Origin of the sequence: Gemmobacter serpentinus, from assembly GCF_008973825.1 — a bacterium.
Lineage (GTDB): Bacteria > Pseudomonadota > Alphaproteobacteria > Rhodobacterales > Rhodobacteraceae > Gemmobacter > Gemmobacter serpentinus.
In genome coordinates this window covers 20327-36642 of record NZ_WCHR01000025.1, presented here as the reverse complement: position 1 = coordinate 36642, position 16316 = coordinate 20327, and the positions used below count along the sequence as shown (strand labels likewise).

The following is a 16316-nucleotide window of genomic DNA, read 5'->3' as shown; positions in this document are numbered from 1 at the left end:
ATTTTGCACGCCTCGCGGTCTGATGTCGCCCCAAGACGGAACGACACATCATGGAACTCACCACGGGCGCTATCTTGCGCCGCATCACGGAAACCCCATTATCCACGGCGGCCCATAAGCTCGCGACGATCATCCTCGACGGGATTGCCTGGAAAGATGGGTACAACGGGCTCGAGCGCGGGACTGCCGCTTTCACGCTGGCTCATCTTGCGGAAAAAATGAGGGTGTCGCGGCAACATCTGACGGTGCTTTTGGTCGAGCTCGCAGCCTCTGGCCTGGCGCTGGTCCGGTGGAAGACGAACGGCAAGTTCGCGCCTTGGCTTTTCCGGTTCGCGGGGAGCAGCGATGTCGATGCGTTGCCAGATGTCGTGTCAGCCCCAGGCGACACATCACAATCTAGAGAGTCTAAGAACAAAACTATCTTTGCAGGAAAGATCGAGATCGGCGTAGGAACGAACGTCTATCGAACACCCTGGGCAGCCTTGATCAAGGCTGCGAAGACATCGCTGGCCTGCTGGAACGTCGACACGCAGGTCATCTGGGAACGTTTCCTGACCTTCAACCGGTCGCGCGGCAATGCCCATGTCCCGGCTGGCTACTTGCTCGGCTTCATGCGGCGCTGGCGGACCAGTTCGTCAAGCCGGGCTCCAACGGTTTTTTCTGAGCCGAAGCTGCTGGCCAACCAAGATCCCAAAACGCTTGAGCTCCATCAGCAGATTCGGGCTGCTCCGAGCGCCAACCGACAGTTTCACGAATCGGATTTGTGCAGCCTGATTGGCCAAACCGCCTACGATGCTCGTGTCCTAGATGTCGTGCGACAGTTTGGCTGTCCAAGGTTCGCTGCAATCCTCGCCGTGCACGGACGCGCCGTTTTGGCAGGAGAAATCTCCCGATGAGATGGCTTGACGCGGAAGAGAGACCTCGGAATTGCTTGCTCCAATCAGTTTTGCTGGGGTTTTTCCGACTACTTTCAGGCCAGGGATTGACCCATTGGCTTTACGACTGCACCACCCTTGGCAATGTCTTCTGCCTTCGCCAGCCCGCGCCCCTTGATCAGTGCGTAGACAGCCGGAATCACGACCAATGTCAGGATGGTGGACGACACCATGCCGCCAATCATCGGCACGGCGATGCGGCTCATGACCTCGGATCCAGTGCCATGCGCCCAGAGGATCGGCATTAGACCCGCCATGATTGCGACGACAGTCATCATCTTGGGCCGGACCCGTTCGACAGCGCCGACCATGATGGCGGCATCGAGATCGGCGCGGGTGAATGGGCGGCCTGCGCGGGCAACCTCGGCCCGGCGTTCGGCCAGTGCGTGGTCGAGGTAGATCAGCATGATCACCCCAGTTTCTGCCGCTACGCCTGCCAGCGCAATGAACCCGACGGCGACTGCCACGGAGGTGTTGAACCCCATCCACCACATCAGCCAGACCCCGCCGACCAGCGCGAAGGGCAGCGACAGCATGACGATCAGGGTTTCGGTCAGGCGGCGGAAGTTCAGAAAAAGAAGCAGGAAGATCACCGCCAGCGTGATCGGCACGACGATCGCCAGCCGGGCCTTGGCACGTTCGAGGTATTCGAACTGACCGCTCCAGCCCAGCGAATAGCCGGGCGGCAGGATCACTTCGCCAGCCACTGCCGCTTGTGCCTCGGCGACATAGCCGCCCAGATCGCGGCCCGCGATGTCCACGAAGATGTAGACGGCAAGCTGACCGTTCTCAGTGCGGATCGACGTCGCACCCCGTGTACGCTCGACAGCGGCGACCTCGCCCAAGGGGACAGTGCCACCACCCGGAAGCGCGACCTGAACCTCTTGCGCGATGGCATCGGGATCCTGTCGCAGCGCTGCGGGATAGCGCAGTGCTACGTTGTAGCGTTCGCGCCCCTCGACGGTCTGGGTGATCGCCTCGGCCCCAAGCGCCATGGCGATTACTTCCTGCACGTCCTGAATCGACAGGCCGTAACGCGCCAGCCGTTCGCGGTCTGGGACAATGTCGAGGTAATAGCCGCCGATCACCCGCTCGGCATAGGCGCTGGTGGTGCCGGGAACATTGCGCAACACCGCCTCGACCTGTCGCGCGACGGCCTCCATTTCTGTTAGGTCGGTGCCGAACACCTTTACCCCCACCGGCGTGCGGATGCCGGTCGCCAGCATGTCAATGCGCGCCCGGATCGGCTGGGTCCAGGCGTTCGAGACGCCGGGGAATTGCAGCGCGGCGTCCATTTCCAACCGGAGGCTTTCCATCGTGACGCCCTCGCGCCACTCATCCTTCGGCTTCAGCTGAATGATCGTCTCGAACATTTCGGTCGGGGCCGGGTCGGTTGCCGTTAGCGCACGTCCCGCCTTGCCGAAGACAGTCTCGACTTCCGGGAAGCTGCGGATGATGCGGTCCTGCATCTGCATCAGTTCCGCGGCCTTGGTGACCGAGAGGCCCGGCAGGGTGGTGGGCATGTACATCATCGTGCCCTCGTCCAGCGCAGGCATGAACTCGGACCCCAATTGGCGCGCGGGCCAGATCGTGGCGACCAGTGCGACCAGCGCCAAGAGTATGGTGAACACCCGCGCCCGCAGCACCCATTGGATGACGGGGCGATAGAGTGCGATCAGGACCCGGTTCACCGGGTTCCTGTGTTCGGGCACAATCCGCCCGCGCACGAAGATCACCATCAGCGCGGGCACCAGCGTCACCGACAAGAGTGCTGCTGCCGCCATGGCGAAAGTTTTGGTTGCAGCCAAGGGGCCGAACAGGCGGCCCTCTTGCCCTGCCAGCGCGAAGATCGGCAGGAAGGAGACGGTGATGATCAGTAGGCTGAAGAACAGAGCGGGGCCGACCTCGGATGCGGCTTCAATCAGCACCTCAACCCGTGGCTTGCCGGGTTCTGACCTCTCCAGATGCTTGTGGGCGTTCTCGATCATCACGATGGCGGCGTCGATCATGGCACCGATGGCGATGGCGATACCGCCAAGGCTCATGATGTTGGCCCCGATTCCAAGCGCGCGCATGGCTGTGAAGGCCATCAGAAGACCCACGGGCAGCATGATAATCGCCACCAACGATGACCGAACGTGTAGCAGGAACACGAAGGTGACCAGGGCTACGACGATACTTTCTTCAAGCAGGGTCGTCCGCAGGGTCTCGATGGCCGACAGGATCAGGTCGGACCGGTCATAGACCGTGACGATCTCCACCCCCTCGGGCAGGCTTTGCGCGATGGTCTCGATCTCGGCCTTGGCATTGTTGATCACGTCGAGAGCATTGGCGCCCACGCGCTGAAGCACGATGCCGCTGGCGACCTCGCCTTCTCCATTCAGCTCAGCAATGCCCCGGCGCTCGTCGGGCACGATCTCGACCCGCGCAACATCGCGCAAAAGGACCGGGACGCCGCCTTCGGCGCGGATCGGGACCATCTCAAGATCACCGATGCCGTCCAGATAGCCGCGCCCCCGCACCATGAACTCGAATTCCGACAGCTCGACCGTGCGCCCGCCGGTGTCCATGTTGCTGGCCGCAACTGCCTCTCCGATCTCGGACAGGGTGATGCCAAGCGCCCGCATCCGCACCGGATCCACGGTGATCGAGTATTGCTTCACAAACCCGCCGACACTTGCGACTTCCGACACGCCATCGGCACCGCTGATGGCAAAGCGCATCACCCAGTCCTGCAGGGACCGCAGCTCGGCAAGGCTCAGGTTCTCGCCCTTCAGCGCGTATTGATAGACCCAGCCCACGCCCGTCGCATCCGGCCCAAGCGCGGGCGTCACCCCGTCGGGCAAGCGCGCTGCGGCCGCGTTCAGATACTCCAGCACCCGTGAACGCGCCCAATAGGGATCCACGCCGTCTTCAAAAATGATGTAGACGAAGGAGATTCCGAAGAAAGAAAACCCCCGCACGACCCTTGATTGCGGCACAGTCAGCATGGCCGAGGTCAGGGGATAGGTGACTTGATCCTCGACGACCTGCGGTGCTTGCCCCGGGTATTCGGTCAGCACGATCACCTGCACATCCGAAAGGTCCGGAATGGCGTCGATCGGCAGCGTGCGTAGCGACCACAGGCCTGCCGCGACGGTAAAGACGGTGGCAAACAGAACCAGCAGCACATTGCGGGCCGACCATTCGATAATACGGGCGATCATGGGTTGGCCTTCGGGGTGGCTTCAGGCGCTGCCAGGGCAGCCAAAGCCGCATTGAGGTTGCTTTCGGCGTCGATCAGAAAGGTGGCGGCGCTGACAACCGTGTCACCCGCCTCGATGCCGCTGACGATCTCGATCATGCCGCCGCCTTTGCGCCCCACGATCACAGGTTCGGGCCGGAACCGCCCTTCGCCCAGATCAAGGATCACCACCTGCCGGTCGCCGGTGTCGATCACAGCACCCTCGGGCACCTGCACCACGGGTGCGCCGCCGAGCATGATTTCGACCTCGGCAAACATGTTGGCGCGCAGACGCCCGTCCGGGTTCGGCAATTCAATCCGCAGCTTTCCCGTGCGGGTCATCATATCGACTTCGGGGTAAATGGTGTCGATACGGCCCGAAATCGGGCCATCTGTGAGGCCCCGAAAACTCACGCGAACCTCTGCTCCTACCGCAATCTCCATCAGTGCCGCTTCAGGCACTTCGGCGATGACCCAGACGGTCGAGGTGTCAGCGATGCGGAACAAGGTATCGCCCGCCTCCGACATCATGCCCTCAACCGCCATTCTCTCCAGCACCACGCCGCTGCGCGGGGCCATGATTGGGATGCTGACCGTCGTCTGGCCCTCGGTCGCGATGCGGTCGATCACCTCTCCCGGCACGCCGAGGTTTTCCAATCGCTGCCGCGCGCCCTCCCTTAACCGCCCTTCCGACCGCACGTCGGTCAGGAACTGTGCAAGAGCGGCAGCGATCTCGGGTGAATAGAGCGTCACAAGCGGTGCACCTTCGACGATCGTGCTGCCAGTGGTCACATCGGCAACCGTTTCTATGAAGGCGTCTGCGCGCAGCGAGATGACACTGATCCGGCGTTCGTCCAGTTCCACGATTCCCGGCGCGCGCAATTTGGCCGCCAGGGGTGCCAACACCGCTTCGGCCGTTCGAACCCCGGTGCGCTGCAACTTGCCAGGTCTGACAGTGACCGAGCCGTCATCACTGTCTTCACCGTCATAGACGGGGATGTAATCCATCCCCATTGAATCCTGCTTCGGCACTGGCGAGGTGTCGGGCAGGCCCATCGGGTTGCGGTAGTAGAGGATGGTCCGCTCACCTGTTTCCGCCATGGCCGTTTCTGCGGCGGGCTCGGGAGCAAGGCCCAGTGACAGATCCTCGCTTGCCAGGACAGGCAGGAAGTCCCGCCCATCCGCCGTCTGCCGCTCGGATACCGACCATTCGGGCAACCCATCTGGATGCCTCCAATAGATCACCGGGCCGGTTGGCTCTGCTTCAGGGGCGTCACCACCTGGCATGGCGACTGCGTCATTGCCCATCAACGCGGCAAGCTGCATCTCGGCCATGCCTATCAGGCTGGCCACGGTGATTCCCTTTTCGCCAGCGGTCAGCCCGATCCATCCGGCACTGCCTGCAACAAGGACTGCGGCAGTCAGCTTGCCAACCGCGCTCATGGCTCGGCTCGCAATTCCAGTTCTGCCTTCACGGTTTCAGGTTCACCCTGCACCTTGGCCGCCACCGAAAACCGCCATCCGCCCGCCATGGTGAGATCCGTGCTGAACAAGTAAGTGCCCGGACCTTCGGCCGGCAATGCGGTGACGGGTGAGGTCATCATCTCCATCCCGTCGGGGGCCATGTCCATGCGCGTGGCATAGATAACCGCGCCCTCGACCGGCTGGCCGGTGCGAAGATCGGTCAGACGAAGTTCAATCGTCACCCCAGATCCGACTCGATGGTCGGTCGAGACGACTTCGAAACGGTAGTCGTCGGCACCTGCCCAGAGGGCAGATGCGCCGATGAGAAGTGCCAGAACGGAGCCGCAAATGCGGCGGAACATGCTTGTCATGAGGAAGACCCTTTGATTGCAACGATCGCGCACCCGCGAAGCCAACTGGCGCAGGTGCAAACGGCATCATCCGCGCGCTGACGCACGCGGCAGGGTCAAATGCGGGGAGGTCGCCTCAAGCCATCCGGCGGAAGCCCGGATGGAGGATGCCGGTCAGGAAGCATCAGGACAGCAGCAGATGCCTCCTCGGTAACGGACAGCCCTGGGACTTGTACCAGAGCGAGCATTGTCATTCCGCCACGCGCCATCATTTCGCAGGCGACGCCGCATGCCGTGTCCTCAGGGCAATCGCCTTCGCAGCACGGGTCGGCAGCTGCCGCAATCTCCGCTGCAAGTCCGGCCGATACCTCACTGACTGCGGCCCCGAACAGGGACACAGCCAAAAGCACCGCAAGAAATGATCGGACAATCCACGACATTCGACGTGCATGACATGAGGAGACAATTTCGACAACGCACAAACGGTTGACCGAGTGTTGTTGTTGATCAAGCCGCCCGGGGCGCAAGAAGGATGATTGCTGCGCCGAGCAAGCAAATCGCAGCACCCGTCATGTCCCAAGCATCCGGACGCTGCTTCTCGACAAGCCAAAGCCAGACGAGAGAGGCAGCGATGTAGACACCGCCATAGGCCGCATAAGCGCGCCCCGCGAAATCGGCCGGGGCAAACGTGAGAAGCCAGGCGAACACGGCGAGGCTAACCAGGCCAGGCAGCAGCCAGAGCGGGCTTGCGCCTTGCCGCATCCAGGCCCAGACGGCAAAGCAGCCGAGGATTTCGGCCAGGGCCGCTCCGGCATAGATGGCGAGTGTGCCGGGCGCGGTCATGACGGCACCTCGCTTTCTGGGTAGCGGTGATCTGTCGCGCACAGGGAATGGTCTCCCAGCACCTCTATGACCCGGCAGTCGGCGATCTTCCCGCCTGCGCATTGCACGACCATGCGTTCGAGTTCGGCCTTCAGCGCGGTCAGGCGGGCAAGGCGGCTTTCAATTTCGGCCAGTTGCGCCCTTGCGATGGCATCTGCGGCGGCACACGACTGGTCGGGTCTGTCCGACAAGCTGAGGAGATCGCGGATCGCTTCCAGCGTGAAACCCAGATCGCGCGCATGCCGGATGAACGCCAGACGCTCCATCGCCTTGCGGCCATAGAGCCGCTGGTTGCCCGCGCTGCGTTCCGCCTCGGGCAAAAGGCCGATCTGTTCGTAATAGCGGATCGTCGGAACCTTCACCCCGGCTGCCTCGCCCAGTTTTCCGATGGTCAGCATCAGATTCCCCTTGAAGCTATAGTTGCTAGAGACATTAGGTTCTTGATTCGATGAAAGCAACTGCCCGCCCTGCGGCAGGAGGAATGACAATGTCGGAAGCTGCACGCGAAACGTACTGCGACTGGACCGTGACGGGCATGGACTGCGGGTCCTGCGCGACCAAGATCAGGGATGCGGTGGCGCGTCTTCCGGGGGTAAGCGGCGTCGAGGTCGGGATCATGACGGAGCGCCTGCGGCTGACCCTGGACGAGACGCAGACCAAGCGGGACAAGATCGAGAAGACCGTCCGTGCGCTTGGCTATCAGATTGCGCCACGCGCGGCTGGGGCGAAGAAGGACTTCGTTCTGCCCGGTGCCCACGATGGGCATGACGATGACCATGCGGCACATGAGGGCCACGATCACGCCGGGCACGACCACGGCCCGAAGGCGGCCGCCGCAAAGCGCGACGACAGCGGTCACGGCAGCCCCGGCCATGTCCATGATGACCCCGCCGACCGGGGCAAGCGCTGGTATCAGACGGCCAAGGGCAAGCTGGTCATCTTCACCGCGCTGTTGCTCGGTGCGGCCTGGATCATCGAGTATCTTGCGCCCGAGATCGGCAAATGGGCCTTTGTCGCCGCCTGTCTGATCGGCGTGGCCCCAGTGGCGCAGCGTGCCTTCTCCGCCTTGCGCATGGGTCAGCCCTTCACCATCGAAAGCCTGATGACCATCGCGGCCATCGGCGCGCTGTTCATCAACGCGGCGGAAGAAGCGGCGCTGGTCGTTTTCCTGTTCGCCGTAGGCGAGGTGCTCGAAGGCGTGGCCGCTGGCAAGGCGCGAGACGGCATCAGGGCCTTGGCGAACCTTGTCCCGAAAACGGCACAACTGGTCACCGGCGACACCACGCGTGAGGTGCCCGCCGCAAGCCTGACCATCGGCCAGACCGTGCTTGTTCGCCCCGGCGACCGGATTCCGGCCGATGGCGAGATCCTGGATGGCACCTCGGGCGTGGACGAAAGCCCGGTCACCGGCGAAAGCGTCCCCAAAACGCGCGGGCCGGGGGATGCGGTCTTTGCAGGCGCAATCAACACTGAGGCCGCGCTGCGGGTGAAGGTCACCAAGGGCGCGGAAGACAACACCATCGCCCGCATCATCCGCTTGGTCGAAGAGGCCGAGGAGGCGCGCGCGCCGACCGAACGCTTCATAGACCGTTTCAGCCGCTGGTATATGCCCGCAATCGTCGCCGTTGCGGCGCTGGTCGTGGTGGTACCGCCGCTGGCATTCGGTCAACCCTGGGACACCTGGGTGTATCGCGGCCTTGCCTTGCTCCTGATCGGCTGCCCTTGCGCGCTGGTCATTTCGGTCCCCGCCTCCATTGCCTCCGCCATGTCCACCGGGGCGCGGCGTGGGCTGTTGATGAAGGGCGGCGCAGTGATCGAGGCGGCGGCGAAGGTGGAGGTCGTGACCTTCGACAAGACCGGAACGCTGACGCATGGCCGCCCGCAGGTGACGGATGTGGTGCCGTTCGGGGCAACGACCGAGGCCGAGCTTCTTGCCGTTGCTGCGGGCGTCGAAACAGGGTCGAGCCACCCGCTGGCGATTGCGATCCTGAACAAGGCCAAGGACGCGGGCGTTTCCGCGCTGCCGTCGCAGGATGCCAAGGCCCTGATGGGCAAAGGCGTTGTTGCAACCGTGGGCGGCGCGGTGGCCTATGTATCCTCGCCCCGTTATGCGATGGAGCATGGCGGGCTCGATGGCATCGGTCTTCGGCAGGCCACGATTTTTGAGGAGGACGGAAAGACCGCCGTCGCCGTGTTCCGCGAAAAGAACCCGCTGGGCCTTATCGCCATGCGAGACGAGCCGCGTGCGGATGCCAAAGACGCGGTGCGCCAGTTGACGGCCATGGGAGTGACATCGGTGATCCTGACCGGGGACAACCCGCGCACGGCCGCCGCGATTGCCGGAAGTCTTGGGCTGAAGTTCGAGGCCGACATGCTGCCCGAGGACAAGCTCGCCTATATCCGCGAGATCGGTACCCAAGGCAGCGTGATGATGATCGGCGACGGCATCAACGACGCCCCCGCGCTCAAACAGGCAAGCGTTGGCGTGGCGATGGGCTCGGGAACTGATGTGGCGCTGGAAACGGCCGATGCGGCCATTCTTCGTGACCGAGTGACCGACATTCCCGCCACGATCCGTCTGTCGCGCGCTGCGATGGCCAACATCCGCCAGAACGTGACCATCGCGCTCGGGCTGAAAGCCGTCTTCCTCGTGACCTCGGTATTCGGTCTGACCGGTCTCTGGATCGCGATCCTGGCTGACACCGGAGCGACTGTGCTGGTGACGCTGAACGCGCTGCGCCTGCTGCGGTTCAATCCGGAACGGGAGGCGTAGGACGATGATCTCCGGTTTCGGCTGGGCCGCACTGGCCCTTCTCTTCGGCTATCTGGCCCTGTTCTTTTGGGGCAGCGCGCTGGCCGCGAAAGCGGCGGGTCGGCCTGTATGGCTGTTCGCCCGCGCCACGGGGCGCGATCGGCTGGCGGCAATCGGGTTTCGCGTGGCCTTTGCCTTGGCGTTCTTCGGGCCGCTCCTCTGGCTCGCCGTGCCTATCCTGCACAAGATCGATCCGCTTTGGACCGAGGGGCGCGGCGTCCTCCTTGGTCTGATCGGGGTCTTTGTCGCGGGGCTTGGCGCGATGGTGGCCTTTGCCGCGCAGATGTCGATGGGATCATCCTGGCGCGTCGGCTTGGTGGGCGGCGAGACGGGCGATCTGGTTTCGGGCGGGCTTTACCGTTTCAGTCGCAACCCAACCTTTGTGGGTCAAGCGGCGCTGCTGGTGGGTGTTGCGATGGCGGTTCCGGCAATCCCTACGGTCCTGGCCCCGCTCCTGTTCCTCTGGTCGGCCAGCACGCAAGTCAGGTCGGAAGAGGCCGCCCTGCGCGCGGCGATCGGGCCGGACTATGATCGTTACGCCGCGTCGGTCCCACGCTGGATCGGCATCAAGAGCAAGGCCGTAGAATGACCAGGGTGATGCTGACTTCGCTGATTGCTGCCGCAGTGGTGGCAGACCAGTTGACCAAGACCGCAGCGCTGTCGCTGCTGTCGCAGGGGACTGCGGTCCCGGTCCTGCCGGGCCTCAACCTTTCCCTCGGGTTCAATACCGGCGCGAGCTTTGGCATGATGGGCGGGTTCATGGCGGGTAAGCCCCTTCTGATGGCTGCGCTGACGGGCGCACTGACCATCGCCTTCGCCGTCATGGCATTCCGGGCGCAACCTGCTTTGGAAAGGGCAGGCTTTGCACTGGTCGTGGGCGGGGCGCTTGGCAACATCATCGACCGGCTTCGGCAGGGTGCCGTGACTGATTTCCTTGATTTCTATTGGCGTGACTGGCACTGGCCCACGTTCAACGTCGCCGATATTGCGATCACTCTCGGCACGGTCCTGATCCTTGCCGCCTCGCTTCCCCTTCGTCGCCGCAAGGAGCCGGTTCTTGACCAAAGCTGACCCGCAGAGCCTGTCGCGTGACGACCTTTCCTTGACCGTCGCTTTCCTGATCGCACTGGCGGCCACGCTTGGTGCGCTCTTCATCGGAGAGGTGCTTGGTCAGATGCCCTGCACGCTCTGCTGGTATCAGCGTATCGCCATGTTCCCCTTGGTGCCGATCCTTGGCCTGTCGCTCTGGCGGGGAGACGGGATGGCGCGCACCTATGGCTTGCCGTTGGCTTTCGCCGGGCTCGCACTTGCGGCATGGCATTCGGGCCTGTACGCAGGGATCCTGCCCGCACCGATCGTGCCATGCACTGAAAATGGCCCCTCCTGCACCGGTGAGGCGCAGATGATCCTTGGCCTGCCGATCCCCTATCTCTCAGCGGTCGCCTTTGCGGCGATCCTTGCCTGTCTCATCCTGCCGAAAGGACACCGCACATGAACCGCCGCACCCTTATCCGGGTCATCCTCAATTTGTGTGTCACGGTCTGACCGAGTTTCACAGATTGAAGGGATCAGGCCGTGGTATCGAAGAAGCATTGGGCTCCAACCGCCAGCGTCGAGGTTGGTGAGGTCCGCCAGTCTGAGACGGGTGCATGGGTCGTATCTGGCAGACTGGCTCCGAATGGCACCTGCCCTGAGTGCGGGACGTCCTCAAGACAACGACATGGTTGGCGGCGCCGGCGGATCGAGGATTTTCCTGCTCAGGGCCAAGCGGTTTGGATCGAGCTCAGGGTTTGTCGATGGCGATGTTTGAACTCGGATTGCCGCCGCCGCACGTTCTCCGATCGCGAGGGGGCGGTGGCGACCCCTTATGCGCGCCGGACGTCGCGACAGGCACAACTCTTAGGCCATATGGCGCACGCCGCTGGCGGCACCCCAGCTGAACGGCTCTTGCGGCGACTGGGTATCCGGGTCAGTGACGATACTATTCTCCGACAGTTGCTACGCGCAGCTCAAGTTGTTCCACCACGCGCACGGATCATCGGGATCGATGATTGGAGTTGGCGAAAGTCGCAGAACTACGGGACGATCATCATCGACCTCGAGCGTCGCGCTGTCATCGATGTTCTCGAAGATCGTGATGTCGTCACATGCACCGACTGGCTAAGGCGTCATCCTGAGGTGGAAGTCATAAGCCGGGATCGCTGCGGTCTCTACGCCCAAGCCGCCCGACAAGGAGCGCCGCAGGCGGAACAGGTCGCCGACCGGTTTCATATCGTGCAGAACCTTCGCATGGCAATCGAGGAGCAAATGAACCTGCACGGTCGTGCAACTGGAAGGGCCTTGCTCTCCGATGCAGACAACATCAGCACAGCTCAGAACCTTCTGAAATCACGTCTTGCCCATCGCAAATCCCGAGAAGAGATTTTCAAGACCATTTCGGTACTTAGGCAGCAAGGGCTGACGTGCAGCGAGATCGGACGGCGAACGGGGTTTCCCCGGCGTAGCGTCGCGAAATGGCTGCAGTTCGAAACGCCACCTGACCGAAAGCGCGCCGTCCTCAAGCGCTCCTCCGCATGGTATTTTGAAGAGTACCTGAAGCAACGCTGGGAGAACGGTATTCGCAGCGGCAATGCGCTGCTCCCTTTGATCCAAGAACGTGGTTATGAGGGCAGCCTGTCAAACTTGCAGCGGCTCTTGGCCGGATGGCGCAGAGCCGAAAAAGAGGAACAGGAGGGACCCACCAAGGAAGATCAGGTCCTTGCACCGGTCCGGGACCCGGAAACGGGGCACGCGATTTCCCCGGTTATCGCGGCCGCACTCTGCATCAAACCAAGAGGAAGATTTACCTTGGAGCAGGCGAGAAAAGTCGAAGTTCTCAAGGAAGGCTCGCCTGCCTTCACAACAATGCGGCGCCTCGCCATGCGTTTCAATGGCATCTTGCGTGGTCGAAAAGCAGACCCGCTGCCCGCCTGGATCGACGATGCGATCGAAACGGACCTGGCGCCCATCGTGCGGTTCGCCCGAACCTTGAACAGAGACATTGATGCGGTCAGGAATGCCATCGAAATGGAGTGGAGCAATGGTCAAGCCGAAGGCCAGATCAACCGATTGAAGACCTTGAAGCGCGCGATGTATGGGCGAGCCGGCCCGAACTTGCTCAGGGCCCGAATGCTCCCTCTGCACCACACAAATTGAGGATGACCCTAATTAAGGGCTACGCGACATCTTGCGTTTTGACATGTTTTGATCTCCTCGTCCTAAGGACAAGCAGACTTCAGATCCTAACTTCCGTCATTGTCCGATTTTCGGGGGAGTAACTCATTTCGATAGCTGTTAATGCCATGAAGGACCATCACGCCTGACCACGATAATCCCGTGGCCTTCGTGCTGCGAACGCAGCGTAAAAATTAAGCTCATGCCAAGACCGTATCAGATCGGTTGCTGCATGGTAGCTGATCTAATCTGCGGTGCTGACCCAGTGTGGCGCATCAATCGGCGTTCGACCAGCCGCATAATGCCAATCAAGACCAGATTCAGCACCAAATAGAGCACCCCTGCGATGGCGAAAACTTCGAAAATCGCAAATGTCTGGCTCATCAAGCGTTTCGCGTAGCCGGTGATTTCCAGCACGGTGATGGTCGAGGCAAGGCTGGTGCCTTTGACCATCAACACAATTTCGTTGCCATAGGCGGGCAACGCCTGCCGGATCGCCAGCGGAAACTCGATGCGGCGAAAACGCGTCATGCGCGACATACCGCAGGCTTTGGCCGCTTCGACCAGACCAGCGGGCACGGCAACAAGTCCGCCGCGCAAAATCTCAGACGTGTAGGCTGCGGTGTTCAGCGCCAATGCCAGAACCGCGCAGCGTGAACCTTCGCTGACGACCCACCACATGGCTGGCGTGTCGTGGATGAATTTGATCTGCCCAAGGCCGTAATAAATTAGGAAGATCTGCACCAAAAGTGGGGTGCCGCGAAAAACAATACTGTAGTAGCGCGCAAACCCGGAAAGCCACGAATTGTCTGACCCGCGCAGGATCGCAAGGCCCAAGCCCAGATTAAAACCGATAGCCACGGAAAGGGCCGTAAGCGTCAGGGTCATCCAAAGACCTTTGAGCAGCACAGGCACGGCAAGCTGAATAAGCTCCATGGCTCAGGCACCTTTCCGAGGAGACAAAAGGGTTTCAACCCTATTGAAGCCGACCTGGCTTGTCAGAGTGATCATCAAGTAAACTAAGGCGGCAATTGAATAGAAGATCAGGGGATTATGGGTTGATCCCGCGCCGATAAAGGCCGTCCGCATCAACTCTTGCAGTCCAACCACCGACACCAATGCCGTGTCCTTGATCGTGGTTTGCCAGACGTTGTTTATGCCCGGGAAGGCAATGCGTAGCATCTGCGGGGCGATGATGCGCGCGAAGATCCGGCGACTTGGCAGGCCAAGCGCCACAGCCGCTTCGATGTGGCCTTTCGGGATTGCAGCAAGCGCACCGCGGATGACCTCGGTTGAATAAGCGCCCGAAATGGCGCTGATCGCGGCCACTGTGATGAAGAAGGCATAGCCCGCGTCGGCAAGTTCCGCAAAGCCGAAGGCCGTTGCAATCTTGGTAACAAATTCCACGGACCCGAAAAACAGCAGGTAGATGATCAACAGTTCCGGCACCCCACGGATGACCGACGTGTAAAGATCAACCATTTGTGACAGCCCGAAAACCGCGCGCCATTTGATCAGGCCGCAGATTGTCCCGATGATCAGCCCGAAGATCATGCTAGCCACACCGACGGCAATGGTGACTGCGGCACCACGCAGAATTGCACCGACCCAGCCACCCTCCCAGACCTGTACCAAACCGAATTCCATCGCTTCATCCTGTTTTCTGAAACATGCGCCCAGCCGATGCCGGGCGCAGTCTGCTCTTGAAATTTCGGCCCGGCGTTACTGGCAGGGGCGCGAGATATCCATGTTGAACCACTTCTCGCTGGAAGCCTTGATCGAGCCATCCGCGATAAGCTCGCAAAGCGCGGTGTCGATTTTCGCTTTCAGGTCCGCATCATCCTGCCGAATGCCGACGCCAACGCCTTCGCCCAAGGTCGGGTCAAAGGTGGAGATGATGTTCACATCGACAAACTGGAAGCCTGCGCCTTCGGGCTTGTCCAGAAAGCTCTGCAGGGCCGATACATCGGCAAAGCCGGCATCGACGCGGCCGTTCGCAAGGTCGATCTGCATTTCATCCAAAGTGGCGTAGGATTTCAGCGTTGCGGTCGGCGCCAGCTTTTCCATGAAATGGGCATGGGTGGTGCCTGCCTGCACGCCAACCGAATGGCCATCAAGAGCGGCCAGCAGCGCCGGAATCTCGGTGATGCCCGCGAGATCGGACTCCTTGGCGACGACAACCTTGTTGGCCAGTTCAGCATAACCGATCGAGAAGTTGATTTCCTTCTTGCGGTCGGCGGTGATCGACATGCCCGAAATGATGATGTCGAACTGGTTGGCCTGCAATGCCGGGATCAGCCCGTCAAATGCCTGAACCACGAATACACATTCCATCGCCAGCTTGGTGCAAAGCATGTTGCCTACATCGGCGTCAAAGCCGGTGACAGCACCGTTGGCATCGGCCATGCTCCACGGGGGATACGCACCTTCGGTCCCGATCTTCAGCTGGCCTTCGGCCTGCGCCCCAGACGCAGCCCCAGCGAGTAGCGCGATGAGCGAAAGAACTTTCAATTTCATGTCCGTCTCCTTGTTGAACTTCGTTTCCTTTTGGTCTTCACCGCACCGATTTCGCCCTGTTCTGGCTTGCCCGGTCGCGATGTCAGTCTCAGAACGTCCGGGCCAGGAACTGACGCAAACGTTCTGAACGCGGTTGACCGAACAGATCGGCCGGGCTTCCTTCTTCCTCCACGCGCCCCCGGTGGAGAAACATCACCTTGTGACTGACTTCGCGTGCGAACTGCATCTCATGCGTCACAAGGATCATCGTATTGCCCTCTTCGGCCAGTTGGCGGATGACACGCAGCACTTCGCCCACCAACTCGGGGTCCAGCGCCGATGTCGGCTCGTCGAACAGCATCACCTTGGGACGCATCGCCAATGTGCGGGCGATAGCGGCGCGCTGCTGCTGCCCGCCCGAAAGCTGACCGGGATAGTGCGCGTGCTTGTCCGAGAGCCCGACCTTTTTCAGAAGGGCGTGGGCGTGTTCGACCGCATCGGCGCGCGGCTCTTTCAGCACATGGATCGGTGCCTCAATAATGTTTTCCAAGACCGTCATGTGGGGCCACAGGTTGAAGCTTTGGAACACCATCCCGACGCGGGCCCGGATATGCTCGATCTGGCGCTGATCAGCGATAGTCGCGGCACCCTTGACCGCGGTTTTCATCCGCACAACTTCACCGTCGATCACGATGCGGCCGGAGTTTGGCTGTTCCAACAGGTTGATACAGCGCAGCATGGTGCTTTTTCCGGACCCGGACGAGCCGATCATCGATACGACTTCGCCCGGATAGGCGATCAGGTTCACACCTTGCAGAACCTCCAGCGGGCCGAAGGATTTATGCAGATCGACGACCTCGACAGCAGCAGTGCCTTTGGGCGCAATTGAAAGCGGGCTTTTCGGTGCGGCGGCTGTCCTTGGCAAGGCCTCGACCTTTTTC

15 protein-coding genes are annotated in these 16316 nt (G+C 61.6%); 6 read left to right on the top strand and 9 right to left on the bottom strand.

What is annotated here, in order from left to right:
* Nucleotides 1–50 precede the first annotated feature (50 nt).
* Nucleotides 51–896, top strand: coding sequence for a hypothetical protein (locus tag GBJ34_RS15100; RefSeq protein WP_108437570.1), 846 nt, complete (start codon nucleotides 51–53; stop codon nucleotides 894–896).
* A gap of 74 nt (nucleotides 897–970) precedes the next feature.
* Here the strand turns inward: GBJ34_RS15100 and GBJ34_RS15095 are convergent, their stop codons facing one another.
* From GBJ34_RS15095 to GBJ34_RS15075, 5 genes are all read right to left on the bottom strand, one after another.
* Entirely contained in the window at nucleotides 971–4141 is a 3171-nt protein-coding gene (locus tag GBJ34_RS15095) for an efflux RND transporter permease subunit (RefSeq protein WP_151720039.1), read from the bottom strand.
* Complete coding sequence (locus GBJ34_RS15090) at nucleotides 4138–5601, bottom strand: efflux RND transporter periplasmic adaptor subunit (protein ID WP_151720038.1); 1464 nt, start codon at nucleotides 5599–5601, stop codon at nucleotides 4138–4140. The genes GBJ34_RS15095 and GBJ34_RS15090 overlap by 4 nt, the downstream gene beginning before the upstream one ends.
* Nucleotides 5598–5993, bottom strand: coding sequence for a FixH family protein (locus GBJ34_RS15085; protein ID WP_108437567.1), 396 nt, complete (start codon nucleotides 5991–5993; stop codon nucleotides 5598–5600). The genes GBJ34_RS15090 and GBJ34_RS15085 overlap by 4 nt, the downstream gene beginning before the upstream one ends.
* 486 nt (nucleotides 5994–6479) lie before the next feature.
* Entirely contained in the window at nucleotides 6480–6815 is a 336-nt protein-coding gene (locus GBJ34_RS15080; RefSeq protein ID WP_108437566.1) for a YnfA family protein, read from the bottom strand.
* A complete protein-coding gene (locus GBJ34_RS15075; RefSeq protein WP_108437565.1) occupies nucleotides 6812–7252 on the bottom strand; it encodes a MerR family transcriptional regulator in 441 nt (146 codons plus the stop codon). Before GBJ34_RS15075 ends, GBJ34_RS15080 begins: the two co-directional genes overlap by 4 nt.
* 89 nt (nucleotides 7253–7341) lie before the next feature.
* On the opposite strand from GBJ34_RS15075, the gene GBJ34_RS15070 reads away from it, so the two are divergent.
* The 5 genes from GBJ34_RS15070 to GBJ34_RS15050 all read left to right on the top strand — a co-directional run bounded on the left by GBJ34_RS15070 (nucleotide 7342) and on the right by GBJ34_RS15050 (nucleotide 12861).
* Entirely contained in the window at nucleotides 7342–9627 is a 2286-nt protein-coding gene (locus tag GBJ34_RS15070) for a heavy metal translocating P-type ATPase (protein WP_404811434.1), read from the top strand.
* A gap of 4 nt (nucleotides 9628–9631) precedes the next feature.
* Entirely contained in the window at nucleotides 9632–10255 is a 624-nt protein-coding gene (locus GBJ34_RS15065; protein WP_108437563.1) for a methyltransferase family protein, read from the top strand.
* An 8-nt stretch (nucleotides 10256–10263) separates the two neighbouring features.
* Nucleotides 10264–10737 (top strand): signal peptidase II, encoded by a 474-nt coding sequence (gene lspA / locus GBJ34_RS15060; protein ID WP_226341209.1) that lies wholly within the window; start codon nucleotides 10264–10266, stop codon nucleotides 10735–10737.
* Nucleotides 10724–11161: a disulfide bond formation protein B gene (locus tag GBJ34_RS15055; protein ID WP_108437561.1), complete on the top strand. Its 438-nt coding sequence runs from the start codon at nucleotides 10724–10726 to the stop codon at nucleotides 11159–11161. The genes lspA and GBJ34_RS15055 overlap by 14 nt, the downstream gene beginning before the upstream one ends.
* A gap of 80 nt (nucleotides 11162–11241) precedes the next feature.
* Nucleotides 11242–12861: an ISL3 family transposase gene (locus GBJ34_RS15050; protein ID WP_449727761.1), complete on the top strand. Its 1620-nt coding sequence runs from the start codon at nucleotides 11242–11244 to the stop codon at nucleotides 12859–12861.
* A 234-nt stretch (nucleotides 12862–13095) separates the two neighbouring features.
* Here the strand turns inward: GBJ34_RS15050 and GBJ34_RS15045 are convergent, their stop codons facing one another.
* The 4 genes from GBJ34_RS15045 to GBJ34_RS20835 all read right to left on the bottom strand — a co-directional run bounded on the left by GBJ34_RS15045 (nucleotide 13096) and on the right by GBJ34_RS20835 (nucleotide 16300).
* On the bottom strand, nucleotides 13096–13815 hold the full coding sequence (locus tag GBJ34_RS15045) for an ABC transporter permease (RefSeq protein WP_151720037.1): 720 nt from the start codon (nucleotides 13813–13815) through the stop codon (nucleotides 13096–13098).
* A 3-nt stretch (nucleotides 13816–13818) separates the two neighbouring features.
* Nucleotides 13819–14526, bottom strand: a complete 708-nt coding sequence (locus tag GBJ34_RS15040; RefSeq protein ID WP_151720036.1) for an ABC transporter permease — start codon at nucleotides 14524–14526, stop codon at nucleotides 13819–13821.
* 75 nt (nucleotides 14527–14601) lie between these two features.
* Complete coding sequence (locus tag GBJ34_RS15035; protein WP_151720035.1) at nucleotides 14602–15396, bottom strand: transporter substrate-binding domain-containing protein; 795 nt, start codon at nucleotides 15394–15396, stop codon at nucleotides 14602–14604.
* 88 nt (nucleotides 15397–15484) lie between these two features.
* On the bottom strand, nucleotides 15485–16300 hold the full coding sequence (locus tag GBJ34_RS20835) for an ABC transporter ATP-binding protein (RefSeq protein ID WP_318843230.1): 816 nt from the start codon (nucleotides 16298–16300) through the stop codon (nucleotides 15485–15487).
* Nucleotides 16301–16316: the final 16 nt, after the last annotated feature.